Raw genomic sequence first — 23,718 nt, forward strand, 5'->3', positions numbered from 1 at the left:
AGAGCGAAGGAGCACTCGATCGGGCGGTCTAGCGGTGCAGGGAAACCGCTGTTGCCACTGACGAAGGATACGCCGCGACGTATCGGTAAAAAATGACGCGCATCGTCATAGACCTTTACCGAATCAGCAACAATCAGGCCCAGTAGTTCGGGTTCTGAATGATCTGGTGATAGCTGTCAAAAGCCTTGGGCAGTTCCAGCTTGAGAAACTCCAGCCAGGTCTTGGTCTTCGCATCGAGAAACCGCCGCGATGGGTACAGCGCGTAGATGTGCTTGCACTGCAGGCGGAAGCCCGGCAACAGGCGCACCAGCGTGCCGCGCTGCAGCGCCGGCGCGGCCACGTAGTCGGGCAGCAGGCAGATGCCCATGCCGGCCTCGGCGGCACTGGCCATTGCCTCGGCGACGTTGACCTTGAAGGTGTCGCCCGGATGGATCAGGTGCACGGCGTCGCCGTCGTTGAATTCCCAGGCATCGGCGAACACCGGATCGACCAGACGCAGGCAACGATGCTGCTGCAGCTCCTGCGGAGTCGTTGGAGTGCCGTGCTGCCTGAGGTAGCTGGGCGCGGCGCAGACCAGGTTGAACACAGAGCCGAGGTTCTGCGCGATCAGCTCGGAATCCGGCAGCTCGCGTGAAAGCGTGATGACCACGTCCAGGCTTTCGCCCAGCAGATCCGGTTGGCGCTGCGAGAGCATCAGCTCCAGATTCACCTCGGGATACTGCTCGCTGTAGCGGCTCGCCAGCGTGGCCAGCATCTGGATGCCGAGCCCAGTGGTGGAGTGCACGCGCAGCCGTCCGCGCGGTGTCAGGTGCGCGCCGCTGGCCTCCAGCCGGGCCTGTTCGAGTTGGGCGAGAATCTGCCGACTCTGCTCGAGGAAGCGCTCGCCGGCTTCGGTCAGCGCCAGCCGCCGGGTGGTGCGATGCAGCAGACGCGCCTGCAACTGGCTTTCCAGCTCGGCGACCTGGCGCGAGACCTGCGCCGTGGAGGTCGCCGACTGCGCCGCGGCCGCGGTGAAGCTGCCGGCGTCGACCACCCGCACGAACGCCCGCATGGCCTGCAGCATATCCATCGATGTTTACCTCTTGGCGCAACTGACGAGGCGAATGGTGCCCGCATCGAGTGAAGGGGAGAAGCGTTGTTTCGTTTTGCGCAAGTATCGTCGCCGCATACATTATCGGCGCTTGACGCGCGCCCGACACCACGCAGACTAGCCGCCTCTGTTGGTTACCGAGACGCTTCGCTCATGATGCTCGACGATCTCCGCCGCTGGGCCAGGCTGCTCAAGCGCCAGGTGATGGTGCTCTGGTTCGCTTGCCGGCATCCACGCACGCCCTGGCTGCCCAAGCTGATCGCCCTGTGCGTGGTGGCTTATGCGCTCAGTCCCATCGACCTGATTCCCGACTTCATCCCGGTATTGGGCTATCTGGACGACCTGCTGCTCCTGCCGCTGGGAATCTGGCTGGCGCTGCGCCTGATGCCCACCGCGCTGCTGGAAGAATGCCGCCAGCAGGCGCTGGCCTGGGAAGCGCAACAGACGCCACGGCCCGTCAACCGGGTTGCGGCGGGGGTGATCGTGCTCATCTGGCTGGGGCTGCTCGCGTGGCTCTGGCATCTCTACGCCGCCAGCCCGGCCGGCCTCTGATCAAGGAACAACTGCGTGGAACTGTTACGTCTGGTTGGCCTGTTTGCCCTGACCGCGCTGGCGGAAATTCTCGGCTGCTATCTGCCCTGGCTGGTCCTGAAGCAAGGCAAGAGCGCGCTGCTGCTGGTGCCGGCCGCGCTTTCGCTGGCGCTGTTCGCCTGGCTGCTGACGCTGCATCCGACCGCGGCCGGGCGCACCTATGCTGCATACGGCGGCATGTACATAGCGGTCGCGCTGCTCTGGCTGCGGCTGGTCGACGGCGTCGCGCTGACGCGCTGGGACATCGCCGGCGCCACCATCGCGCTGGTCGGCATGGCGGTCATCGCGTTGCAACCGACCGCGCACTGATCACTCAATGCGCGGCGGCCACGCCCGGCTCGGCGCCAGCGGCGGTCGTCCAGCCACCACCCAGGGCAAGGAACAGATCGACCTGATCCTGTGACAACCGGGCCTCGGAGGCGGCGAGGGTGGCTTCGCTTGCGGCCAGCGTGCGCTCGGCGTCCAGACTGTCGAGGTAGGCGAGCCGGCCTTCCTGATACAGCGTGCGGCTGTACTCGGCGGCTGCTTTGGCAGCATCGCGCGACTGGCGCAGGGCGCGGTTGCGCTGCAGATCGTCGGCGTAGCGGGCGAGCAGCGTCTGGGTTTCACGCAGCGCTTCGAGCACCACGCCATCGAAGCGGGCGAGCGCGGCGTCGGCACCGGCCTCGGTAGCGCGCACGCGGGCACGGTCGACCTGGGTTGGGAAGTGCCAGGCGATATGCGGGCCGAACGCCCAGCGCCGGGTGATCGGATCGCCCATGTGTTCGAGCATGCCGGTGTAGCCGGCGCTGGCTCCGAGACTGACTTCCGGGTACATCATCGCGGTCGCCACACCGATATCGGCGGTAGCAGCGGCCAGTTGCCGTTCGGCGGCGCGAACATCCGGGCGGCGTTTGAGCAGGGCTGCGCCATCGCCCACCGGAATCGGCTGGCTCAGCTGCGGCGCATGCGTACAGGCAGCGACCGTCGGCGGCAGGTCGCCGGGCGTGCGGCCGAGCAGGGCGGCCAGCCGGTAGAGTGCGGCCGCCTTTTTCGTCTCGAACGGCGGCAGTTCGGCGCGTAGCGCCTCGGTCTGGGCGCGGGCGCGGGCGACGTCGATCTGATTGCCGCGCCCACCGGCGAACAGTCGCTCGGCGACGTCGAGCTGACGTTGCTGGATATCCAGCGACTGCCCGGCGATGTGCAGTTCCTCGGTGGCATGGCAGGCTTCGACGTAATCGCGCACGACCTGCGCCACCACGGTGATACGCGCGGTATCCAGCGCGGCCTGGCTGGACTGGGCGCTGGCGGCGGCCGATTCGGTGGCGCGCTGCAGCTTGCCGAACAGGTCGAGCTGATAGCCAACGGTCAGCCCGGCGTCTGCAAGGTTCATCACCGGCAGCTTTTCATGCAATGCCAGCGCTTCGCTGGACAACTGGCCGCGTGCGAGCGAGCCGCTGCCGCCGATCTCGACCTCCTGCGCGTGATGCGCCATCTGATAGCCCTCGTAGGCACGCCGCAGGTTGTGGTACGCCAGGCGCACGTCGCGGTTGCCGTCGAGCGCCGCGCGCACCAGCTGGTCGAGCAACGGGTCGTCGTACAGTCGCCACCAGTCGTCGGGCAGGGGGCTTGCGCTGACGGCGGCATTGTCGGCGAGGTCGAAGGATTGCTGCGCCTTTTCCTGCTTGATGACCGCCTCGTCAGGCACCTGGTAATCCGGACCGACAGCCGAACAGCCCGACAGCAGGGCGATCAGCGCGAGCGACGCGCAGCGCGACGTGCGGCTCATGGCTTCACCGGCTGCGCATCCGCGGCGGCGGGCCAGGGCAGCACCGAAAGCGTCGCCGTGCGGCCGATGACCATGCGGATGTCGGTCTGCTGGCCCTCGTCCAGCACCACCCGCACCGGAATGCGCTGGGCCAGGCGGACCCAGTTGAAGCTCGGGTCGATGTTGGGCAGCAGCGAATTGCCGCGCGCGCGGTCGCGATCCTCGATGCCTGCGGCAATGCTCTGCACATGGCCCTGCAGGTGCTGCGACTCGCCCATGATGTAAATGTCCACCGGCTGGCCGATGGCGATGGCGTGCAGCTTGGTTTCCTCGAAGTAGCCCTCGACGCGCAGGGAGTCGGTATCGACGATCGACAGCACCGGCGTGCCGGTTTTCACGTAGTCGCCGACGCGCATGGTCTGGTCGCTGAGATAGCCGTCCACCGGGCTCAGCACGCGGGTGCGCTTGAGGTCCAGTCGTGCCACGCCGAGCGCGGCTTCGGCGGTGGCCAGTGCGGCTTCGGCACGCTTGACCTGGGTGTCGCCAATCTCGACGGTTTCGGCGGCGATCAGGTCCTTGAGCACGCGGTTGCGCCTGGCTTCGCGACGCGCCTGGTCGAGCTGCGCGCGGCGCTCCAATACATTGGCCTCGGCTTCGTCGACGGCCAGTTCGAAGCGTGCCTGGTCGATGACGAACAGCACTTGGCCGCGGCTGACCTTCTGGTTGTCACGTACGTGCAGCTCGGTCACCAGCCCGGAAACGTCCGGCGCGACCTGGATGATGTCGGCGTGAACGTGGCCGTCGCGCGTCCAGGGCGCTTCCATGTAGTAGTCCCACAGGTGCAGGCTGACGATAACTGCGGCGCTCACGGCCAGCAGGGTGAGCAGCACCGAGCCGATGGCGGGTATCCAGTTCTTCACGCATTCACATCCTGGGTACGAGGTTGAACAGGGCGCCGAGTACGAGGATGTACAGGGCGAGATTGAACAGCGGCGGGTGCCAGACCCAGCGGTAAAAGCCCAGCCGCCGCAGTACCGCGGCGATCACGCTCTTCGCGCCGTAGGCGGCCAGCATCGCCACCAGCAACACCGGCACGTAGACGCCGTAGACATTCAGATGACCGGTCATGCGAAGGCTCCGGCAAGTTCCGCCGCGGACGGCGGCGGTCGCATCGGCACGCTGGCCGGTGCGTGGGGAAACAACGCCAGGCGCAGGCCGTGCAGTGCCTGTGCGGCCTTGCGGGCGATGCGCGTGGGATCGTCCTGCAGCAGCCGCAGCGTGCTCTCCAGGGCCTGCAGCAATTCTTCGGCGGGCGGCAGCTGGCGATGCGCCCGGGCGCAGGCGAGGAAGTGTTCGCGGAGCTGCTGCAGCACCATTTGCACCTGCTGTTCTTTGCCTCGCGTCAGGTGCAGCTCGCGCAGCTCCAGCAGCCGGAAGCACACGCGCAGCTCGCGCGTGGCATCGTTCAGCGCCTGACCGTCGTCGCCCAGCTGGGTGAGGCGCGGCAGCAGCTGCGCGGTGCGATCGACGAAGCTCGAGGCGACCGTCGCGTAATCCCGCTTGCGGCGCGTCACGGCCAGCTCGGCCAGGCTCAGCCAGCCATGCCGTTCCAGCCGGCGCGCCGCCCAGAACGTGCCGAACGGCCGACTCAGGCGCGCCCAGACCAGCGCGAAGATCACGCCGAGCGCGGTCGACAACGCGATGTCGGCGAACAGCTGGAAGTCCGCGCGATAGCTGTCCTGAATGGTGATATTGGAGATCGTCTGCACGGCCACCAGGATCACCGTGCCGGCATGTTGCGGGCGGCCGGCGAGGGTTCCCAGCACCAGCAGCGGCACGGCGAGGAGGGTGGCCAGGCTGCCGAAGTCGTGCACGTTGGGCATCAGCGCGAACAAATAGATGCCCGCCGCGACGGAGGAAAACAGCGTGGCGATCAGAAACGAGCGGATGAATGGGGCCGGATTGTCCTGACTGGCGAAGAAGCATCCGGCTACCGCGGCGATGAAGACGCCGCTGTAGCCGTACTCCCAGCCGGAAACGAACCACAGCATGCAAAGACAGAAGATCGACAGGGCAACCGACGCGGCGGAGAACGCCAGCAGACCGTAATCGTAGTGGCGCGGACCGCCGATCAGCTGCTGCACGTGGTAGCGCAGTGCCGGCGCCGCATCGGCGTGGCCGTCGCGAAACTGCCGGTGCAGATCGAGACAGTCCTGCCAGAGATCGACCAGCGCGCGCAGCTGACGCAGGCCGCTGTCGATCGCCAACGCGTGGGCCGGATGGGTATCGCAGAGCCAGGCGGCCAGTTGCTGGGCGCGCTCGCGCAGCTGTTCGGCGCTCCCGTCCGGCGCATCGCCCTGAATCCACCGATCGACATCCTGCAGGTATTCCTCCAGTTCCGGCAGCAGGCCATGCAGTTCGTCCTGCAGGCGGTGCAAGGCGTCCGCCGCGGAAATCAGCTGCGGCATCAGCATCGCCATGCGTGCACGAAACTCGCGCGCGTGCGTCGCCGACAGATGACTGCTGCTGTCGTAGCTCAGGTGATTGATCATGCCGTCCAGGCCCATCACATCGACCAGCAGCGCGTTTAGCGCACGCTGATCGGCCTCGCCGAGGTGCCGCGCATTGAGCATGCGGCTGACCGCTGCACGACCATCCTGCAGCAGCACGCCCATCTTCGCGCCGAGCGTGGTGGCGATGCGGCTGGGAAACAGCACGGCATTGACCACGCTGGCGCAGACGATCCCCAGCAGGATCTCCTCGGAGCGCGCCAGTGCGACATCGAAGATCGTCGACGGGTGGTTGACCTCAGCCAGGCTGACCAGCGGCACCGTGTAGGCGGCCAGCATGAAGATGTAGCTGCGCGGCGAGCGGTCCAGCAGCGACAGAAAGAGCAGGGCGCCGATCCACAGCGAGATCACCAGGCTCAGCATCACCGGTTGCTGGGCGAACATCGGCAGCAGCACGACCGACGCCGCAGCACCGAGCAAGGTGCCCAGCGCCCGGTAGATCGCCTTGGAACGCGTCGCGCCGGAGAGCGGATGCGAGACGACATACACCGAGGCCATCGCCCAGTACGGGTTGTCCAGCGGAATCGCCAGGGCAATGTAGAGCGCGAGCAGGGCAGCAATCAGCGCTTTGGCCGAAAACAGCCATTCACGCCAGGTCGGCATGGTCATAGCAAGTCTGTTCTGAAGAAGCGCGCGCCGGGGAGGAGGTGACAGGACGCCACGCAAGCACACAAGAAGTTACATTTAACGCGAATTCGCTATGACAAATTGAACAAGCACTAGGACAATTGCGACCTATCCGGGCGTCCGATGTCGACGTCAACGCCCGTCTTGCCTTGCTGAATCACGACAATGACCAAACGCATACCCAATTACGCGCTGTACGGTCAGGCCGCCTTGCCGAGCTGGCAGAACCTGCTGCATCTGGAGTGGATCAGCACGCGAGGCGAGTCGCATCAGCGCGAAATTCGCCCGCATCAGCACGATTCATTACTACAGATCGTCTACGTGCGTCGGGGGCACGGCGAGGTTTCGCTGGAAAACAGCCGCATGGCGTTCCAGGCGCCGTGCCTGATCCTGCTGCCGCAACGCACCGTGCATGCGTTTCGCTACAGCGCCGAGACTGACGGCCCGGTCATCACGGTGGCACAGCGGCCGCTCGAGTCGACGGCGCGCATTCTCTCCGCCGATCTGCTGGCATTCCTGCAGCGCCCGGTAGTCGTGGCGTTGCCGTGGCCAGCCGATGGCAGCGAGCCGATCTGGCCGCTGTTCGAGCTGATCGAAGCCGAAGCCGAAAGTCAGGCCCCCGGAAGCGTCGCCGCCGGGCAGGCGCTGCTGGCTGCGTTGCTGCTGCGCATCACACGGCTTGAGCGCCCGGCGCCGACACCGATCCAGAGCCGCGGGCGCCGCTCGGCCATGTTGGGGCGGTTTCGCGAGCTGGTCGACACGCATTATCGTCAGCAGTGGTCGCTCGGACGCTATGCGGAGGCGCTCGGCGTCACAGTGGCCACGCTGGGGCGTGCCTGCCGCGAACAATTCGGCGAATCGCCAAGCGCCATCGTCAATGCACGCATCGTCCGCGAGGCGCAGCGGCAACTGGCATACACCAGTTTGGATATCCAGCAGATCGCCCGCGACCTGGGCTTTGCCGATGCGGCTTACTTCAGTCGGTTCTTCCGCAAACAGTCCGGTCTCAAACCCAGCGAGTTTCGCGCCGCGTTCCGTGATGCGCAGTCGTGACCAGCGAAAGTGGATGAAATGCGAAGCGATGCAGAGAGCGCATTTGGTGCCAGTGACTACCCTCAGTTGCTATCTTTGAGTTCTCATAATCTATATTATGTTAAATAGGATATTTATCTCCATCCTGTCACTTGCGGGAATCCTTGGTAGCCCACAATGATATTGAGCCATCGCTAGCCATCCTCCGCCCTTTGATCCTCATCAACGTTAGATGCCGGCCCATGACGCTGTCCGCTGCACTGCCTCGTGGCGTGCAACTGCGCGTGTTATGTTGCGGCGTCCATTTCACCGGGAGTCTTTCCATGCTGCTTCGCCTATTGACCGCGAGCTGTCTGAGTGCGTTTTGCCTGGCTGCTAACGCCCAGGAGCATCATCATTCATCATCTGCACCCGCTCAGGCCGCCACCGTTTCGGTAAGCCAGGCCTGGTCGCGTGCCATGCCGCCGAGCGCCGCTAACGGTGCGGTTTATTTCGTGCTGGACAATGCGGGCGATCGGGATGATCGGCTGATCGCCGCGCACACGTTGCGCGCGGAGAAAGCCGAGCTGCACACCCATGTGCACGAAGGCGACATGATGCGCATGCAACAGGTGGATTCCGTAGCCGTTCCGGCTGGCGAAACGGTCCGTTTTCAACCCAGCGGCAACCACGTGATGCTGTTCGGTCTGAAGCAACCGTTGGCGGCTGGCGAGCGCTTCGAGCTGACGCTCGAGTTTGAACATGCCGGCCAAATCACCACCGATGTCGATATTCTCGATGAAGCACCGGCCGCGCCGCCGGCTGCCAACCCGCACATGCATCACTGATCGAGTATCGTCGGTCGGGCGCCAGATCGGCGCCCTCCTTTCCTGTGGCTTCGCCCGTTCAGATCGACGCAGGCGTGCGCATGGTGACGAACTCTTCCGCCGCCGTGGGATGAATGCCCACGGTTTCGTCGAATACCCGCTTCGTCGCCCCGGCCTTAAGGGCAACGGCCAGCCCCTGCATGATTTCGCCGGCATCGGGTCCAGCCATGTGGCAACCCAGCACGCGATCGGTTTCGGCATCGACCACCAGCTTCATCAGGCTGCGTTCCAGGCTGTCGGTCATGGTCAGTTTCATCGGGCGGAAGCGGCTCTCGAAGACGGTGACCTTGCGGCCCTGCTTGCGCGCCTCCTCCTCGGTCAGGCCGACGGTTGCCATGTTCGGCAGGCTGAACACCGCTGTCGGAATGCAGTTGTAGTCCACCGGACGATAATCTTCCGGCTTGAACAAGCGACGCGCCACCGCCATGCCTTCGGCGAGCGCGACCGGCGTCAGCTGCACGCGGCCAATGACGTCGCCAATGGCAAGAATCGATGGAATCGAAGTGCGAAACTCGTCGTCGACGGCGATGAAGCCACGCTCGTCCAGCGCCACCTCGAGCGTGTCGAGCCCCAGTCCGTCGAGCATCGGCCGGCGGCCGGTCGCGTAGAAGATGCAGTCCGCTTCCAGCGTCCGACCGTCCTTGAGCGTCGCCAGCAGACTGCCGTCCGTTTGCCGGTCGATGCGGGCGATATCCGCATTGAACTGCAGATCGACGCCCTTCTTGATCAGTTCGTCCTTCAGATGATCGCGCAGCGAGCCGTCGAAGCCGCGCAGGAACAGTTCGCCGCGATACAGCAGCGAGGTTTGCGCGCCACAGCCGTGGAAAATCGAGGCGAACTCCACTGCGATGTAGCCGCCACCGACGACCAGCACGCGCCGCGGCAGCGCCTCCAGATAGAACGCCTCGTTAGAGGTGATGGCGTGTTCGCGTCCGGGAATGTCCGGCACCTGCGGCCAGCCGCCGGTGGCGATCAGGATGTGTTCGGCACTGTAGTGTTTGCCGTCCACCTCGACGGTGTGCGCGTCGACCAGGCGCGCATGCGCCTGCAGCAGGGTCACGCCGCTGTCGACCAGCAGGTTGCGATAGATGCCGTTGAGGCGCTGAATCTCGCGGTTCTTGTTGGCGATCAGCGATGTCCAGTCGAAGCTCGCGCCCTCGACGGTCCAGCCGTAGCCCTGTGCCTGGGCGATGTCTTCGGCGTAGTGCGCACCGTAGACCAGCAGTTTCTTCGGCACGCAGCCGACGTTGACGCAGGTGCCCCCCAGATAGCGGCTCTCGGCCACGGCAACCCGTGCGCCGAAGCCCGCCGCGAAGCGCGCTGCGCGCACACCGCCGGAACCGGCGCCGATGACGAATAGATCGAAGTCGTAAGCCATGAGATGTTGTCTCCTTCTAGAGCGGGACAGCATACCCCAGCCATCGCGCACCCATCAGCGGAGGAGTGACGCATGCCCCCTACCCTTACCCACATCGCCCTGCATGTGCCGGATCTCGACGCCTGCATCGATTTCTACTCACGCTTCTGTGGCATGCAGGTATTCCACCAACGCGCGGGCAAGGGCTCGCGCATCGTCTGGATGGCCGAGCCCGGAAAGGAACGTGAGTTCATCTTCGTGATCATGCCGGGTGGGCACGACCGCGCATTGGCCAGCGACGACTACAGCCATTTCGGCTTTGCCCTGGACAGCCGCGCCGCGGTCGATGCGATTGCCGACGAGGCGCGTGCGGCCGGTTGTCTGATCTGGGAGCCGCGCGACGAACCCTATCCGGTCGGCTATTACTGCGGCCTGCGCGATCCTGCGGGTAATTATGTGGAATTCAGCTACGGCCAGCCGCTCGGCCCCGGCGCGCAGGAACTGCCGACCCCCTGAAACGAAATGGGCCACCCGAGGGTGGCCCATTTCATCCAGCACTGCGTTCTGTGATCAGTACGCCTTGCCGGTCAGGTAGAAGTGTTCGTAGCAGAAGTTGGTCGCCGCGATATAACCCTCGGCGCTACCGCAATCGAAACGCTGGCCCTTGAATTTGTAGGCCAGCACGCAGCCGTCCTGCGCCTGCTTCATCAGCGCGTCGGTGATCTGGATCTCGCCGCCCTTGCCCGGCTCGGTCTGCTCGATCAGCTCGAAGATGTCCGGCGTCAGAATATAGCGACCGATGATCGCCAGGTTGGATGGCGCATCTTCGGGCTTGGGCTTCTCGACCATGTGGCTGACGCGGAAGATGTCGTCGCGGATCATTTCGCCGGCGATCACACCGTACTTGCTGGTTTCTTCCGGCGGCACTTCCTGGATCGCCACGATCGAGCAACGGAACTGGTTGTACAGCTTGACCATCTGCGCCAGGACCGGATCGCCATCGAGGTTGATGCACAGGTCGTCTGCCAGCACCACGGCGAACGGCTCGTCACCGATCAGCGGACGGCCGCTGAGGATCGCGTGGCCGAGGCCTTTCATTTCGATCTGGCGGGTGTAGGAGAACGTGCACTCGTCGATCAGGCGGCGGATGCCGACCAGATACTTCTCCTTGTCGGTGTTGCGAATCTGGTGCTCGAGCTCATAGCTGATATCGAAGTGGTCTTCCAGCGAGCGCTTGCCGCGTCCGGTCACCATCGCGATTTCGGTCAGGCCCGCGGCCAGTGCCTCTTCGACCCCGTATTGGATCAGGGGCTTGTTCACCACCGGCAGCATTTCCTTGGGCATGGCTTTGGTTGCAGGTAGAAAACGCGTGCCATAGCCGGCAGCGGGAAAAAGGCATTTCTTGATCATGTGAGTCCTTGAAATAAAGGTTCCAGTTGATGCACTGCCTTGATAGATAGCAGCTGCCCTCGCGGGGTTCGCCGGAAGCCCGACGCAGAGGCTACGACCATGCAAATCACAGGGGGTTCGCCGGGCTGCGGCAAATCCGGGAGTGCGCCGACCTTGCAACCGCCGGGACTACGAGCAAGCCAACAAACAGTCCCGTTCAGCGGGCGCCACGCTAATGGCTATTGGCCTGTCTGTAAATGCTCTACAGCGGTCTCGTGAAACAAAAAATCCTGCCTCGAACGGTGCCCTCAGGCCGCGTTGCAAGCGGCCTGCTGCGGAATCGGCACTTAGCTGATCCAGATCAGCGAACGCGATGATTTCACTGAAGTTTGTCGTTTGGATGACGCTAACTGTACGTACCGCAAATATCATATTGCCACTATCGTTATTGCCCGGCGTGCAGTCTGCCTTTTCCCTTTAAAGAACGCGGCTATTAGGCCGATAGCGAGTCTGCAGTCATTTGGCGCCCGCCTTGCCGCTGCCCGGCATGTGCGCGCAGCAGTAGATCTAAGGACGAACATGACCAACTCCCCCGCTCCTCGACAACTGTCCGTACAGACCAAGATCAACCTGGCGCTGCTGCTCGTGCTGCTGCTGATCATGTCCGCCTCTCTCTACATCGCGGCCAGCGCCGAAAAGAACCTGGTCCTGCACGTGGTCGAACAGCAGACCAAGGATGCCGCCGACTCCTATTTCGACAGCATCAACACCATGATGCTGACTGGCACGATGGCCCAGCGCGATGTGCTGCGGCAGAAAATCCTCGCCCGCCCCGGCGTGATCGATGCGCGCATCGTGCGGGGCGATGCCGTCATCAAGACCTTCGGCGCCGGTTTCGACCATCAGGCGCCGGCCGATGCGCTGGACCGCAGTGCCCTGGCCGGCAAGGCGATCATGGAGGTCACCAAGCAGGACGGTCGCCGGGTGCTGACCGTGATCAACCCGATCCTGGCGCATGCCGATTATCGCGGCACCAACTGCCTGACTTGTCACCAGGTGGCCGAGAACACCGTGATGGGCGCCGTGCGCATCAGTTATGACCTCAAGGCGCTGGACGCCGAAGTCGAACGCAACATCTGGCTGCTCGGCGGCATCCAGCTGCTCCTGCTGCTCGCCGGCGTTGGCGTGATGATCTACACCGTGCGCCGCGTGATCATCAGCCGCATCCATGCCATGCGCCACACGATGGAAGCGATGACCCGCGACGAAGACCTGAGCCGCAGCGTGTCGATCGGCGCGCAGGACGAGATCGGCGCGATGGGCAACGCGTTCAACCGCATGATCGAGAAATTCCGCCACAGCCTCGAAGCCGTGGCCGGCGTGACGCGCCAGCTGGGTGACGTCTCCGACCGGGTATCCCATGTCGCGGAGAAAACCCTCGGCGCGGTCATGGAGCAGCGCAGCGAGACCGACATGGTCGCCTCGGCGATGAATGAAATGAGCGCCACCGTGCAGGAAGTCGCGCGCAACGCCAACCAGACCGCCACCGCCTCCAACGATGCCGACCGCGAGTCCAAGTCCGGCGTGCATGTGGCCGGTGAAGCGCTGGACGGCATCGACAGCCTCATTCAGGACATCGAAAAAGCGGCCGTCGTCGTCCGCCAGCTGGAAGCGGACAGCGCCAGCATCGACACGGTGGTAGGGGTCATCAACGGCATCGCCGAGCAGACCAACCTGCTGGCCCTGAACGCGGCCATCGAGGCTGCGCGGGCCGGCGAGCAGGGCCGCGGCTTCGCCGTGGTCGCCGACGAAGTGCGCACCCTCGCCTCGCGCACGCAGAAGTCCACCGAAGAAATCCAGCGCATGATCGAGCAGCTGCAACAGGGCGTGGGCAATGCCGTGCAGGCGATGATCGCCGCCCAGTCGCGCGCCCGCTCGGGTTCCGATTGCGTGGCCCGCGCGGCGCAGAGCCTCGGCGCCATCGCCGACGAAGTCGGCACGATCAACGAGATGAACACCCAGATCGCCACCGCCGCCGAGCAGCAGAGCGCCGTCGCCGAAGAGATCAACCGCAACATCACCAACATCAGCCGGATCGCCGACACCACTTCGGCCGATGCCACCCAGACCTCGCAGATCAGCGAGGAACTGGTGCGTCTGGCCGCCGAGCTGAACCGTCTGGTCGGCCAGTTCAAGCTCTGAACGCCGAGCGCGGGGCACCCTGCCCCGCGCCGTTACTGCAGCGGGAGCGTCGACCCGGCGTTCGCCGCCGTACTTCTTGATCGGAAACAGTCGGCTCGCGTGCGCGAATCGGCGATAATCCGCGCCAGCCTCTCGGCCGGACCGGCGTATGCCGCGGCCTTCCCCTCTTTCAACCCGCAAGGTGAAACCGAACATGGACCAAACGCCGAGCTTCAACCGCGCCCTGGTCGAGAAATATGACCGCCCGGGTCCGCGCTACACCTCGTATCCCACCGCGCCGCAGTTTCACCAGGCCTTCGCCGCCGACGATTACCGCAACGCCGCGCGCGCCAGCAACGAGGCGCCGACGCCCAAGCCGCTGTCGGTGTACATCCACATCCCGTTCTGCAAAAGCCTCTGCTACTACTGCGCCTGCAACAAGATCATCACCCACAAGACCGAGCGCGCCGTCGAGTATCTCGAATACCTCAAGCGCGAGATCGCCATGCAGGCCGCGCTGTTCGATCGCTCGCGCAAGCTGACCCAGCTGCACCTGGGCGGCGGTACGCCGACCTATTTCACCAGCGAGCAACTGGCCGATCTGATGGCGACGCTGCACCAGGCGTTCAACATGGACGACAGCGACGATCACGAGTTTTCGCTGGAAGTCGACCCGCGCACCGTCACCCCGGAGCAGATCCACACGCTGCGCAAACTCGGCTTCAACCGCCTGAGCTTCGGCGTGCAGGACTTCGATGCCAACGTGCAGGCCGCGGTCAACCGCATCCAGACCGAGGAACAGACCCGCGAGTTGGTGCAGGCCGCGCGCGACGCGCGATTCAAATCGGTCAGCGTCGATCTGATCTACGGCCTGCCGCTGCAGACCGTGGAAAGTTTCAACACCACGCTGAACAAGATCATCGACATCCGTCCGGATCGCATCGCCGCTTACAGCTATGCGCACCTGCCGGACCTGGTACGCGCACAGAAACTGATCCGCCCGGAAGACATGCCGCCGCCCGAGCGCAAGCTGGAGTTGCTGGAGCTGACCATCCAGCGCCTGACCGCCGCCGGTTACGTCTACATCGGCATGGACCACTTCTCGCTGCCGGATGACGAACTGACCCTCGCGCGCGCTAATGGCACGCTGCAGCGCAACTTCCAGGGCTATTCGACCCACGCCGACTGCGACCTGATTGGTCTCGGCATCTCCTCGATCGGCAAGGTCGGCGACAGCTACAGCCAGAACGTCAAGGAGCTGTCGCAGTACTACGCGCGCCTCAACGAAGGCATCCTGCCGGTGCAGCGCGGCTATCAGCTCAGCGCCGACGATCGTCTGCGCCGCGACGTGATCATTTCGCTGATGTGCCACGGTCGCATCGATTACCCGGCGATCGAGCGCAAGCACGGCATCAACTTCCGCGAGTACTTCGCCGATTCGCTGGCCCAGCTGGCCGAGCATGTCGCCGATGGTCTGGTGGAGCTGCGTGACGACGCACTGATCCTGCTGCCGCAAGGGCAGCTGATGATGCGCAACGTCGCCATGGCCTTCGACGCCTACCTCGGCGGCGAGCAGCGCGGACGTTTCTCCCGCACCGTCTGAGCCCATCCACGGAGCGGGCTTTTGCCCGCTTCGTCTTTCCGCCGATCGTTCCGGCGTTGCCAAAACACGTCATAACTGGATAAATAGCCAGTCTTAAGCCGGGCGCTTCTCGCCCCGTGTGAGCAGACGTGCGATGCGCCAGCCTCTGGAAAACCCCTTCTATTACCTCGACAACTTCGAGCGCGTGCTTGCCTGGGTCGGTCAGCACCATGGCGATCTGTTGGACGAGGACGAGCGCGCCTTTCTGGACGCGTTCCCTCAGTTGCCGCGGCCTTCGCGTGCACTGCTGGTGCGCATGGTGATGCGCAAGGGTGAGCTGTTTCGCGCGAGCAAGCTGCGCTACGCCGAGATCGGCTGCGTCGTGCAGGCGAGCGAACCGCTGATCGCGCGCGGCTGGGTCGACCCGGAGCCGGCGTTGGGTCTAGAGCAGCTGTTTGCATTGCTCAAGAAGGATGAACTGTTACAGGTCTTCGATTCAGCCGCCGCCGGGCTGCGCAAAACTGAGCTGCTGGAGTGTCTGCGCGCCAGCCACGCCATCGCGCAGACGCTGCACCAATGGCACCCGGCGCTGGGTGACCGGATATTTGCCTTGCGCATCAGCGCATTCAGCGAACGCCTGCGGTTGATGTTTTTCGGCAACGCCCATCAGGATTGGTCGGAATTCGTCCTGGCCGATCTCAGCATCCATCGCTACGAGCAGGTGCCCTTCTCCCCCGCCTCACGGGCCTTCGCCAGTCGCGCGGAGGTGGATGCCTACCTGCACCTGCAGCGCTGCCGCGAACGCTTCGATGCCGGCGAGTCGCTGGCGGAGCTGCTCGCCGATGTCCCCGCGCAGGCCTTCGCCAATCCCTGGCTGGAGAGCCGACGCGGTAAATTGCTGCTGCGCATCGGTCAGCAGCTCGAACGCCAGGGCGAGTTCGGGCACGCGCTGCGTGTGCATGCGGGCAACAGCTATCCCGGCGCGCGCGAGCGGGCCATTCGTGTGCTCGAACGGTGCGGGCAGCCTGAGGCCGCGCTGACGCTGGCATTGCAAGCCGCCGCCGCACCGGAATCCGAGCACGAAGCCCAGCAACTGACGCGCATCCTGCCGCGCCTGCAGCGCAGTCTCGGTTTGCAGTCTGCAGCGCGACGGTATTCGGCGACGGTGGAGCGCATCGACTTGCTCCTGCCGCGTCCGGCAAGTGCAGTCCGCGTGGAACAGGCCGTGCGTGTCCACCTGAGCACGGCCGACGCGCCCGTGCATTATGTGGAAAACACCCTGCTCGGTTCGCTGTTCGGCCTGCTGTGCTGGGACGCGCTGTTCGCACCGCTACCGGGCGCGTTCTTTCATCCATTCCACTGGGCGCCGGCGGACCTCGACCGCCCTGATTTCCATCAGCGTCGCGCCGAGCTTTTCGCCGGCTGCCTCGCTCACCTGGATGGCGACGGCTATCGCGAGTGCATCCGACGCACCTTTAGCGCGAAGTACGGCGTCCACAACGCCTTCGTCAGTTGGGGCATGCTCGACGAGGCGCTGCTACAGCAGGCGCTGGACTGCCTGCCGGCAGCGCATCTCAAGCTGATCTTCCAGCGCATGCTCGCCGACATCGGCAGCAATCGCAGCGGCCTGCCGGACCTGATCCAGTTCTGGCCGGCCGAGCGGCGCTACCGGATGATCGAAGTCAAAGGCCCCGGCGACCGCCTGCAGGACAACCAGCTGCGCTGGCTGGCCTTCGCCGATGAGCACGGCCTGCCGGTCAGCGTGTGCTACGTGCAGTGGGCAGAAAGCGCAGCGTGAACTATCAGATTGCCGTGCGGGCGCTCTGCGAGTTCACCGCCAAGCAGGGCGATCTGGACCTGCGCTTCACGCCCTCGCCCACCGCGCTGGAAGGCATCGCCGGTCACGCCCAGGTCACCGCGCGCCGGGGCGCGGGCTACGAGCGCGAGGTCGCCCTGGAAGGCACCTTCAGTGCGCTCACCGTGCGCGGTCGGGCCGATGGCTACGATCCGCAGCGCAACCGCCTGGAGGAGATCAAGATCTTCCGCGGCGACCTCTCCCGCCAGCCGGCCAACCATCGCCTGCTGCATTGGGCGCAAGCCAAGGTCTACGGCTGGCTGCTCTGCCAGACGCGCGGACTGGCGGAAATCGAGCTGGCGCTGGTGTATTTCGACGTGCTCAGTCAGAAGGAAACGCTGCTGATCGAACGTCACCGCGCCGACGAGCTGCGCCAGTTCTTCGAGGCGCAGTGCACGCGCTTCCTCGCCTGGGCCGAGCAGGAGATGTCCCACCGCGCGCAGCGTGATCTGGCGCTGCACGCGCTGAAATTCCCCTATGGCGAATTCCGCCACGGCCAGCGCCAGCTAGCCGAAGCGACATACAAGGCGGCCTGCACCGGCACCGTGTTGATGGCGCAGGCGCCGACCGGCATCGGCAAGACGCTGGGCACGCTGTTCCCGCTGCTCAAGGCGATGCCGGGCCAGCAGTTGGACAAACTGTTCTTCCTCGCCGCCAAGACCTCCGGACGACGCCTGGCGCTGGACGCACTGCAGACGTTGCAGCGCTCCGGCGCGGACCAGGTGCGCGTGCTGGAGCTGATCGCCCGCGACAAGGCCTGCGAACACCCGGACAAGGCCTGTCACGGCGAGTCCTGTCCGCTGGCACGCGGCTTCTATGACCGGCTGCCAGCGGCGCGCCAGGCCGCGCTGGCGCACCCGCAGCTGGATCAGGCGACGCTGCGCGAGGTGGCGCTGACCCATGATGTCTGCCCGTACTACCTCAGCCAGGAGATGGCGCGCTGGGCCGATGTGGTGATCGGCGATTACAACTACTACTTCGATGTCAGCGCCCTGCTCCACGGGCTGACGCTGACCAATCAGTGGCGCGTCTGCGTGCTGGTGGATGAAGCGCACAACCTCCTCGAGCGCGCCCGCAGCATGTACAGCGCCGAGCTGGATCAGCGAGATTTCAAAGGCTTGCGCGCCAAAGCTCCCGCACAACTGCACAAGTCGCTCAGCCGCATCCAGCGCTGCTGGAACGAGCTGCACCGCGACCAGGCAGGCGAGTACCGCGTGCTGGCGGAACTGCCGCAGGCGCTGATCGGCGCGCTGCAGCAATTGGTCAGCGCCGTCACCGATTACCTGGGCGAGAACCCCACCGGCGTGGACGCTGCCGTGCTCAACGCCTACTTCCAGGCCATGCACCTATGCCGGATGGCTGAACTGTTCGGCGAGCATTCGCTGGTCGATTGCACATTGCTGCCGTCCGCCGGTTCGGCTCGCGGCAAGGTTTCGCGGCTGTGCCTGCGCAACGTGATCCCGGCGCCGTTCCTCGCGCCACGACTGGCGCAGGCGCGCTCCTGCGTGCTGTTTTCCGCCACGCTCAGCCCGCGCCGGTTCTACGCCGACACCCTGGGTTTGCCGTCGGCCAGCGCCTGGATCGACGTGGATTCGCCCTTTCGCGGCGAGCAGCTGCAGGTACAGCTGGCGCGGCATATCTCCACCCGTTACCAGGACCGCGAGCGTTCCCTGGCGCCGATCGTTGCGCTGCTGGCCGATCAGTATCGTCGGCGGCAGGGCAATTACCTGGCGTTCTTCAGCAGCTTCGACTACCTGCAACAGGTCGCTGCGCTGTTCGCCGAATGCCACCCCGACGTGCCGTTCTGGCAACAGACCCGCGGCATGCAGGAGAGCGCCCGGGAGGCGTTTCTCGCGCGCTTCGAGTCGGATGGACGTGGTATCGGCTTCGCGGTGCTCGGTGGTGCGTTCGCCGAGGGCATCGATCTGCCGGGCAATCGGCTGATCGGCGCGTTCGTCGCCACCCTTGGCCTGCCGCAGGTCAACCCGGTCAACGAACAGCTGAGGGCGCGAATGGAGGCGGTGTTTGGCAGCGGCTACGACTACACCTATCTCTACCCCGGCCTGCAGAAGGTAGTGCAGGCTGCCGGACGGGTGATTCGCACCACCCAGGACGAAGGCGTCATCCACCTGATCGACGATCGTTTTGCCCGCGCACAGGTACGCCGTCTGTTGCCGTCGTGGTGGGAAGTCCGCAGTTAAGCTGCCGCTCAAACCTGACGCTTTATATCAAGATGACGACATAACTATCTGAATTTACAACTAATAGCGTTCGGCGATTCACGCGGATCGCAAACGCATAGGCCGTCGCGGGATCGCTTCTATACTCGAATCGAACCCATCGGAGGATCCCGCCATGCGTCGCCTTCTCAGTTTCGCCGTTGCCGTTCTCTTCAGTGCCCCGCTCTGGGCCATGCATTGTCCGATGGACATGGCCAAGATCGACGAACAGGTCGCCGCCAATCCGCCCAGCGACGCCGCCACCCTCGAACGCGTCAAGCAGCTGCGCGCCGAGGGCGAACAGCTGCACAACGCCGGCGATCACGCCCAGTCGGTCAAGGTGCTGGGCGAAGCGCTCGACCTGCTCGGCGTCAAATCTTGAGTCGTAAGCGCCCTGCAGTTATTGCCAGGGCGCCCTTCTCACAGCTTGGCGATCGACACTTCGGTGGATTTGACGAACGCGATCACCTCGCTGCCGACCGCCAGCTCCAGCTCACGCACCGAGCGGGTGGTGATCACCGAGGTGACGATGCCGGCGGCGGTCTGCACGTCGATCTCCGACAGCACGTCGCCCTGGACGATCTCGCGAACGGTGCCCCGGAACTGATTGCGTACGTTGATGGCCTTGATGGTCATGGTTTTGCTCCGTCTGAGTGGGTGGGTTCTGAATGGTCAAAGCGCCCAGCGCAGTTGCGTGGGCAAGGGTGAAACGGGTTCGGCCCGTGGCGGCAGTTCCGGCAGCGCGAGTACGCGGTTGAGCACCTGTTCTTCCAGCGCGGCGAGGCTGGCCGAGCCGCGATTGCGCGGGCGTGGGATATTCACGGCGAGATCCAGACCGATCTGGCCGTCCTCGATGAGAATCACCCGGTCCGCGACCGCCACCGCCTCGCTGACATCGTGAGTAACCAGCAACACGGTGAAGCCGTGCCGCTGCCACAACCGCTCGATCAGTTGCTGCATCTCGATACGCGTCAGCGCGTCCAGCGCGCCGAGCGGCTCGTCGAGCAGCAGCAGGCGCGGCTGATGGATCAGCGCGCGGGCCAGCGCCACACGCTGCTTCTGCCCGCCGGACAGTGCCGCGGGCCAGTCGTTGGCGCGCTCGGCGAGCCCTACCGCCGCCAGCGCATCGGCCGCTTGCGACCTCCAGTCGCCGCTCAGACCGAGGCCGACGTTGTCGATCACCCGCCTCCACGGCAACAGACGGGCGTCCTGGAACATCAGCCGAATGGCGTCGCGCGCGGTGCCAAGCGAGTCAGTGTCGGCGCCGAGCGAACCACGGCTGGGTTGTTCTAGCCCGGCCAGCAAGCGCAGCAGCGTGCTCTTGCCGCAACCGCTGCGCCCGACCACGGCGACGAACTGCCCGGCCGGGATCTGCAGATCGATGCCCCTGAGCACCTCGCGCTGGCCGAAGGCCTTGCCGACGCCCTCGATGGTCAACGGGATGCCGCCGGGCGCAGCGCTCTGCTGGATACGATGCAATGCGGTCATTGCGCACCTGCCTTGGTCTGATAGGTCGGGTGCCAGCGCAGCCACGAGCGTTCCAGCGCGCGCGCCGCAAGGTCGGCCAGCTTGCCGAGCACGGCATAGAGCAGGATCGCCAGCACCACCACGTCGGTCTGCAGGAACTCGCGGGCGTTCATCGCCAGATAACCGATGCCGGCGCTCGCCGAGATGGTTTCGGCGACGATCAGGGTCAGCCACATGAAGCCGAGCGCGAAGCGCACGCCGACCAGAATCGACGGCAGCGCGCCGGGCAGGATCACCTGGCGGAACAGCGCGAAACCGGACAGTCCATAGCTGCGCGCCATCTCCACCAGCCCGGCATCGACGCTGCGGATGCCGTGATAGGTGTTCAGGTAGATGGGAAACAGCGTGCCGAGCGCAACGAGGAAGATCTTTGCGCTCTCGTCGATGCCGAACCAAAGGATCACCAGCGGAATCAGCGCCAGATGCGGCACGTTGCGGATCATCTGTACCGAGCTGTCGAGCAGGCGCTCGCCCCAGTTCGACAGGCCGGTGATGAAGCCCAGCGCCAGGCCGATACCGCCGCCGATGGCGAAGCCGATGCCAGCGCGCCAACCGCTGATGGCCAGATGGGTCCAGAGATCGCCGCTGGCGATCAGCGTCCAGCCCGCCGCCACCACCGCGCTCGGTGCCGGCAGGATGCGCGTGGACAGCAACCCGAAGGCCACCGCGCCCTGCCAGGCTGCCAGCAACGCCAACGGCAGCAGCCAGGGGGCCAGGCGCTGGCCGAAAGAATGAAGGGTCATAGTTTTGCTCCGTTCTGCTCATGCACTTCGTAGGCTGGAAATCGCGCAATTCGCTTTTCCAGCACCAGGTGGGAAAGACCTGCGGCCGTTTCCCACCCTACGTTGCCGGTATCGATTCAACTGGCCGCCGCGGCCTTCGGCAGGATGTCGCTGGAGATCATTTCGCCGAACGGGCTGACATAGCCGCGGCTTTCCGGCCGCTGCGGCTGGGCGATATCCAGATGCGGGAACAGCAGCTCGGCGACGCGGTAGCTCTCCTCCAGATGCGGATAGCCGGAGAAGACGAACGTATCGATGCCCAGCTCGGCGTACTCCCGGACCCGCGCGGCCACGGTGGGGCCGTCGCCGACCAGTGCCGTGCCGGCACCGCCGCGCACCAGCCCGACCCCGGCCCAGAGATTCGGCGCCACCACCAGCCGGTCCCTGCGCCCACCATGCAGCGCGGCCATGCGCTGCTGGCCGACCGAATCGAAGCGCGCCAGCGAGGCCTGCGCCTTGGCGATGGTGTCGTCGTCGAGATGGCTGATAAGCCGCTCGGCGGCGGCCCAGGCCTCGTCGTTGGTTTCGCGCACGATCACATGCAGGCGGATGCCGAATCGTACGGCGCGACCGTGCCGCGCGGCGCGTTTACGCACATCGGCGATCTTTTCGGCAACGGCGTCCAGCGGCTCGCCCCAGGTCAGATACAGCTCGACCTGCTCGGCCGCCAGCTCATGCGCGGCCTCGGACGAGCCGCCGAAGTACAGCGGCGGGCGCGGCTTCTGGATGGGCGGATAGAGCAGCTTGGCGCCCTTGACCTGAAGGTGCTTGCCGTCCAGGTCGACGGTCTCGCCCTCCAGCACGCGGCGCCAGATGCGCGTGAATTCGACGGCGGCTTCATAGCGCTCGGCGTGGCTCAGATTCAGCCCGTCGGCTGCCAGCTCGTCAGGGTCGCCACCGGTGACCAGATTGAACAGCGCACGGCCGTTGGAAAGCCGGTCCAGGGTCGCCGCCTGCCGCGCTGCGACGGTCGGTGAGATGATTCCCGGACGCAGGGCGACGAGGAATTTCAGACGCTGCGTCACCGGGATCAGCGAGGCGGCGACCAGCCAGGAATCCTCGCAGGAGCGTCCGGTGGGGATCAGCACGCCACCGAAACCTAGGCGGTCGGCAGCCTGGGCGATCTGCGTGAGGTAGCCGTGGTCGACCGCGCGAGCGCCTTCCGCCGTGCCTAGGTAGTTACCGTCGCCGTGGGTCGGCAGGAACCAGAAGATGTTAAGACTCATGGGAATGCTCCATATCCATTGGGGTGCGCGACGTCTGCGCCGCGCGAAAAAATCGGTGGAGATGCGTTATTCGGCGTGCTGGGCGATGCGCTTGGGCGGCGTCCAGACGACGCTCTCGATAACCAGCTGTCTGGGAATCAGCTTGAGCGCTGTGAAGGTGTCGGCGATGGCCTGCTGCGCGCGCACCACCTCCGGCGTGATCGGCCGCGCGCCATAGCCCTGACGGATCACCGCCTTGCGGGTGATCTCGCTCGGCAGGCCAAGCAGTGGCGCAACCTGCGCGGTGGCTTCGTCGACGTTGTCCTCGACCCACTCGCCGATATCGCGGATTTCCTCGACCAGCACACCGAGCACCACGGGATTGCGCTCGGCGAAGGGCCGTGCGGCGAGGTAGAACTGGTGATTGCTGACCAGGCCCTGGCCGTCACGCAGGGTACGCGCCTGCAACTGTTGCTCTGCGGCAGCCTGGAATGGATCCCAGATCACCCAGGCATCCACGCTGCCACGCTCGAAGGCGGCGCGGGCATCGGCCGGCGGCAGATAGATTGGCTGGATATCGGTGTAGCTCAGCCCCGCCGATTGCAACGCGCGCACCAGCAGGTAGTGCACGTTGGAGCCCTTGTTCAAGGCGATCTTCTTGCCTTTGAGTTCGGCCAGCGAGCGGATCGGCGAATCCTTGGGCAGCAGGATTGCCTCGCCACTCGGCGCCGGGGGTTCATGCGCGACGTAGAGCAAATCGGCACCGGCGGCTTGGGCGAATACCGGCGGGGTTTCACCGGTTACGCCGAAGTCAATGGAACCGACATTGAGTCCTTCGAGCAGCTGCGGGCCGCCAGGAAACTCCGTCCATTGCACGGTGAAGCCCTGCTCGGCGAGCCGTTTTTCCAGCGTGCCGCGGGCCTTGAGCAGCACCAACGTGCCGTACTTCTGATAGCCGATACGCAGGACGTGGTCCGCTTGCGGCTGGGCCTGAGCCTGAGTGATGGCGCCGAAGGAAATGGCCGCGGCAAACAGGGCGACCAGTCCTCGACGCAAGGTATTGGTGCGCATGGCACTCTCCTTTGCAGTCTGGGTTTG

General features: G+C 65.1%; 22 protein-coding genes. 10 read left to right on the forward strand and 12 right to left on the reverse strand.

Going from position 1 to position 23,718, the window contains the following annotated elements; translation table 11 throughout:
• Nucleotides 1-133: 133 nt before the first annotated feature.
• Nucleotides 134-1,069 (reverse strand): LysR family transcriptional regulator, encoded by a 936-nt coding sequence (locus NAV27_RS12250; protein ID WP_102828458.1) that lies wholly within the window; start codon nt 1,067-1,069, stop codon nt 134-136.
• A gap of 174 nt (nt 1,070-1,243) precedes the next feature.
• On the opposite strand from NAV27_RS12250, the gene NAV27_RS12255 reads away from it, so the two are divergent.
• Nucleotides 1,244-1,642 carry a YkvA family protein gene (locus tag NAV27_RS12255; RefSeq protein ID WP_102828457.1) on the forward strand — a complete coding sequence of 133 codons (399 nt, stop codon included), beginning with the start codon at nt 1,244-1,246 and terminating at the stop codon, nt 1,640-1,642.
• Nucleotides 1,643-1,663: 21 nt separating this feature from the next.
• Entirely contained in the window at nt 1,664-1,990 is a 327-nt protein-coding gene (locus NAV27_RS12260) for a YnfA family protein (protein WP_178099679.1), read from the forward strand.
• A gap of 4 nt (nt 1,991-1,994) precedes the next feature.
• On the opposite strand, the gene NAV27_RS12265 is transcribed toward NAV27_RS12260, so the two are convergent.
• From NAV27_RS12265 to NAV27_RS12280, 4 genes are read right to left on the reverse strand one after another with little or no spacing between them, the layout of a single operon-like run.
• Complete coding sequence (locus tag NAV27_RS12265) at nt 1,995-3,449, reverse strand: efflux transporter outer membrane subunit (protein ID WP_102828456.1); 1,455 nt, start codon at nt 3,447-3,449, stop codon at nt 1,995-1,997.
• Complete coding sequence (locus tag NAV27_RS12270; RefSeq protein ID WP_102828455.1) at nt 3,446-4,348, reverse strand: efflux RND transporter periplasmic adaptor subunit; 903 nt, start codon at nt 4,346-4,348, stop codon at nt 3,446-3,448. Before NAV27_RS12270 ends, NAV27_RS12265 begins: the two co-directional genes overlap by 4 nt.
• 4 nt (nt 4,349-4,352) lie before the next feature.
• Nucleotides 4,353-4,556 carry a DUF1656 domain-containing protein gene (locus NAV27_RS12275; RefSeq protein ID WP_043296772.1) on the reverse strand — a complete coding sequence of 68 codons (204 nt, stop codon included), beginning with the start codon at nt 4,554-4,556 and terminating at the stop codon, nt 4,353-4,355.
• Nucleotides 4,553-6,607: an FUSC family protein gene (locus NAV27_RS12280; RefSeq protein WP_043296770.1), complete on the reverse strand. Its 2,055-nt coding sequence runs from the start codon at nt 6,605-6,607 to the stop codon at nt 4,553-4,555. Before NAV27_RS12280 ends, NAV27_RS12275 begins: the two co-directional genes overlap by 4 nt.
• Before the next feature lie 183 nt (nt 6,608-6,790).
• Between NAV27_RS12280 and NAV27_RS12285 the strand changes: the two genes are divergently transcribed.
• Together NAV27_RS12285 and NAV27_RS12290 are read left to right on the forward strand one after the other, a co-directional pair.
• Entirely contained in the window at nt 6,791-7,678 is an 888-nt protein-coding gene (locus tag NAV27_RS12285; protein ID WP_102828454.1) for a helix-turn-helix domain-containing protein, read from the forward strand.
• 302 nt (nt 7,679-7,980) lie between these two features.
• Nucleotides 7,981-8,484, forward strand: coding sequence for a copper chaperone PCu(A)C (locus NAV27_RS12290; RefSeq protein WP_102828453.1), 504 nt, complete (start codon nt 7,981-7,983; stop codon nt 8,482-8,484).
• Between the two features lie 58 nt (nt 8,485-8,542).
• Here NAV27_RS12290 and gorA read toward each other — a convergent pair whose 3' ends face one another.
• On the reverse strand, nt 8,543-9,901 hold the full coding sequence (gene gorA, locus NAV27_RS12295; RefSeq protein ID WP_008568724.1) for a glutathione-disulfide reductase: 1,359 nt from the start codon (nt 9,899-9,901) through the stop codon (nt 8,543-8,545).
• Nucleotides 9,902-9,973: 72 nt separating this feature from the next.
• Between gorA and NAV27_RS12300 the strand changes: the two genes are divergently transcribed.
• Nucleotides 9,974-10,396, forward strand: a complete 423-nt coding sequence (locus NAV27_RS12300; RefSeq protein WP_102828452.1) for a VOC family protein — start codon at nt 9,974-9,976, stop codon at nt 10,394-10,396.
• A gap of 54 nt (nt 10,397-10,450) precedes the next feature.
• On the opposite strand, the gene galU is transcribed toward NAV27_RS12300, so the two are convergent.
• Nucleotides 10,451-11,290 carry a UTP--glucose-1-phosphate uridylyltransferase GalU gene (gene galU, locus NAV27_RS12305; protein ID WP_008568722.1) on the reverse strand — a complete coding sequence of 280 codons (840 nt, stop codon included), beginning with the start codon at nt 11,288-11,290 and terminating at the stop codon, nt 10,451-10,453.
• Nucleotides 11,291-11,848: 558 nt separating this feature from the next.
• On the opposite strand from galU, the gene NAV27_RS12310 reads away from it, so the two are divergent.
• From NAV27_RS12310 to NAV27_RS12330, 5 genes are all read left to right on the forward strand, one after another.
• Nucleotides 11,849-13,471, forward strand: a complete 1,623-nt coding sequence (locus tag NAV27_RS12310; protein WP_102828451.1) for a methyl-accepting chemotaxis protein — start codon at nt 11,849-11,851, stop codon at nt 13,469-13,471.
• Between the two features lie 193 nt (nt 13,472-13,664).
• The gene (hemN, locus tag NAV27_RS12315; RefSeq protein WP_102828450.1) at nt 13,665-15,053 is read left to right on the forward strand and encodes an oxygen-independent coproporphyrinogen III oxidase; all 1,389 of its coding nucleotides are present in this window, start codon (nt 13,665-13,667) and stop codon (nt 15,051-15,053) included.
• A gap of 133 nt (nt 15,054-15,186) precedes the next feature.
• Nucleotides 15,187-16,830 carry a VRR-NUC domain-containing protein gene (locus NAV27_RS12320; protein WP_102828449.1) on the forward strand — a complete coding sequence of 548 codons (1,644 nt, stop codon included), beginning with the start codon at nt 15,187-15,189 and terminating at the stop codon, nt 16,828-16,830.
• Nucleotides 16,827-19,088, forward strand: coding sequence for an ATP-dependent DNA helicase (locus NAV27_RS12325; RefSeq protein ID WP_102828448.1), 2,262 nt, complete (start codon nt 16,827-16,829; stop codon nt 19,086-19,088). The genes NAV27_RS12320 and NAV27_RS12325 overlap by 4 nt, the downstream gene beginning before the upstream one ends.
• A gap of 154 nt (nt 19,089-19,242) precedes the next feature.
• A complete protein-coding gene (locus NAV27_RS12330; protein WP_102828447.1) occupies nt 19,243-19,488 on the forward strand; it encodes a PA2433 domain-containing protein in 246 nt (81 codons plus the stop codon).
• A 38-nt stretch (nt 19,489-19,526) separates the two neighbouring features.
• Here NAV27_RS12330 and NAV27_RS12335 read toward each other — a convergent pair whose 3' ends face one another.
• The 5 genes from NAV27_RS12335 to NAV27_RS12355 all read right to left on the reverse strand — a co-directional run bounded on the left by NAV27_RS12335 (nt 19,527) and on the right by NAV27_RS12355 (nt 23,691).
• On the reverse strand, nt 19,527-19,742 hold the full coding sequence (locus NAV27_RS12335) for a TOBE domain-containing protein (RefSeq protein WP_102828446.1): 216 nt from the start codon (nt 19,740-19,742) through the stop codon (nt 19,527-19,529).
• Nucleotides 19,743-19,778: 36 nt separating this feature from the next.
• Nucleotides 19,779-20,594, reverse strand: coding sequence for an aliphatic sulfonates ABC transporter ATP-binding protein (ssuB, locus tag NAV27_RS12340; protein ID WP_102828445.1), 816 nt, complete (start codon nt 20,592-20,594; stop codon nt 19,779-19,781).
• A complete protein-coding gene (gene ssuC / locus NAV27_RS12345) occupies nt 20,591-21,376 on the reverse strand; it encodes an aliphatic sulfonate ABC transporter permease SsuC (protein ID WP_102828444.1) in 786 nt (261 codons plus the stop codon). Before ssuC ends, ssuB begins: the two co-directional genes overlap by 4 nt.
• A 116-nt stretch (nt 21,377-21,492) precedes the next feature.
• On the reverse strand, nt 21,493-22,641 hold the full coding sequence (gene ssuD / locus NAV27_RS12350; protein ID WP_102828443.1) for an FMNH2-dependent alkanesulfonate monooxygenase: 1,149 nt from the start codon (nt 22,639-22,641) through the stop codon (nt 21,493-21,495).
• Nucleotides 22,642-22,707: 66 nt separating this feature from the next.
• Nucleotides 22,708-23,691, reverse strand: coding sequence for a sulfonate ABC transporter substrate-binding protein (locus tag NAV27_RS12355; RefSeq protein WP_102828442.1), 984 nt, complete (start codon nt 23,689-23,691; stop codon nt 22,708-22,710).
• Between the last annotated feature and the right edge of the window lie 27 nt (nt 23,692-23,718).

It is taken from the genome of Stutzerimonas degradans (assembly GCF_024448505.1).
In the GTDB taxonomy this organism is placed as follows: Bacteria; Pseudomonadota; Gammaproteobacteria; order Pseudomonadales; family Pseudomonadaceae; genus Stutzerimonas; species Stutzerimonas degradans.

Excerpts from the sequence above, each read along its gene's own strand:
- NAV27_RS12250 (WP_102828458.1), bottom strand. The coding sequence starts at position 1,069 with ATGGATATGCTGCAGGCCATGCGGGCGTTCGTGCGGGTGGTCGACGCC.
- NAV27_RS12255 (WP_102828457.1), top strand. The coding sequence starts at position 1,244 with ATGATGCTCGACGATCTCCGCCGCTGGGCCAGGCTGCTCAAGCGCCAG.
- NAV27_RS12300 (WP_102828452.1), top strand. The coding sequence starts at position 9,974 with ATGCCCCCTACCCTTACCCACATCGCCCTGCATGTGCCGGATCTCGAC.
- NAV27_RS12330 (WP_102828447.1), top strand. The coding sequence starts at position 19,243 with ATGCGTCGCCTTCTCAGTTTCGCCGTTGCCGTTCTCTTCAGTGCCCCG.
- NAV27_RS12265 (WP_102828456.1), bottom strand. The coding sequence starts at position 3,449 with ATGAGCCGCACGTCGCGCTGCGCGTCGCTCGCGCTGATCGCCCTGCTG.
- ssuC (WP_102828444.1), bottom strand. The coding sequence starts at position 21,376 with ATGACCCTTCATTCTTTCGGCCAGCGCCTGGCCCCCTGGCTGCTGCCG.
- gorA (WP_008568724.1), bottom strand. The coding sequence starts at position 9,901 with ATGGCTTACGACTTCGATCTATTCGTCATCGGCGCCGGTTCCGGCGGT.
- ssuB (WP_102828445.1), bottom strand. The coding sequence starts at position 20,594 with ATGACCGCATTGCATCGTATCCAGCAGAGCGCTGCGCCCGGCGGCATC.
- NAV27_RS12275 (WP_043296772.1), bottom strand. The coding sequence starts at position 4,556 with ATGACCGGTCATCTGAATGTCTACGGCGTCTACGTGCCGGTGTTGCTG.
- NAV27_RS12355 (WP_102828442.1), bottom strand. The coding sequence starts at position 23,691 with ATGCGCACCAATACCTTGCGTCGAGGACTGGTCGCCCTGTTTGCCGCG.
- ssuD (WP_102828443.1), bottom strand. The coding sequence starts at position 22,641 with ATGAGTCTTAACATCTTCTGGTTCCTGCCGACCCACGGCGACGGTAAC.
- NAV27_RS12290 (WP_102828453.1), top strand. The coding sequence starts at position 7,981 with ATGCTGCTTCGCCTATTGACCGCGAGCTGTCTGAGTGCGTTTTGCCTG.
- NAV27_RS12335 (WP_102828446.1), bottom strand. The coding sequence starts at position 19,742 with ATGACCATCAAGGCCATCAACGTACGCAATCAGTTCCGGGGCACCGTT.
- NAV27_RS12320 (WP_102828449.1), top strand. The coding sequence starts at position 15,187 with ATGCGCCAGCCTCTGGAAAACCCCTTCTATTACCTCGACAACTTCGAG.
- NAV27_RS12285 (WP_102828454.1), top strand. The coding sequence starts at position 6,791 with ATGACCAAACGCATACCCAATTACGCGCTGTACGGTCAGGCCGCCTTG.
- galU (WP_008568722.1), bottom strand. The coding sequence starts at position 11,290 with ATGATCAAGAAATGCCTTTTTCCCGCTGCCGGCTATGGCACGCGTTTT.
- NAV27_RS12280 (WP_043296770.1), bottom strand. The coding sequence starts at position 6,607 with ATGACCATGCCGACCTGGCGTGAATGGCTGTTTTCGGCCAAAGCGCTG.
- hemN (WP_102828450.1), top strand. The coding sequence starts at position 13,665 with ATGGACCAAACGCCGAGCTTCAACCGCGCCCTGGTCGAGAAATATGAC.
- NAV27_RS12310 (WP_102828451.1), top strand. The coding sequence starts at position 11,849 with ATGACCAACTCCCCCGCTCCTCGACAACTGTCCGTACAGACCAAGATC.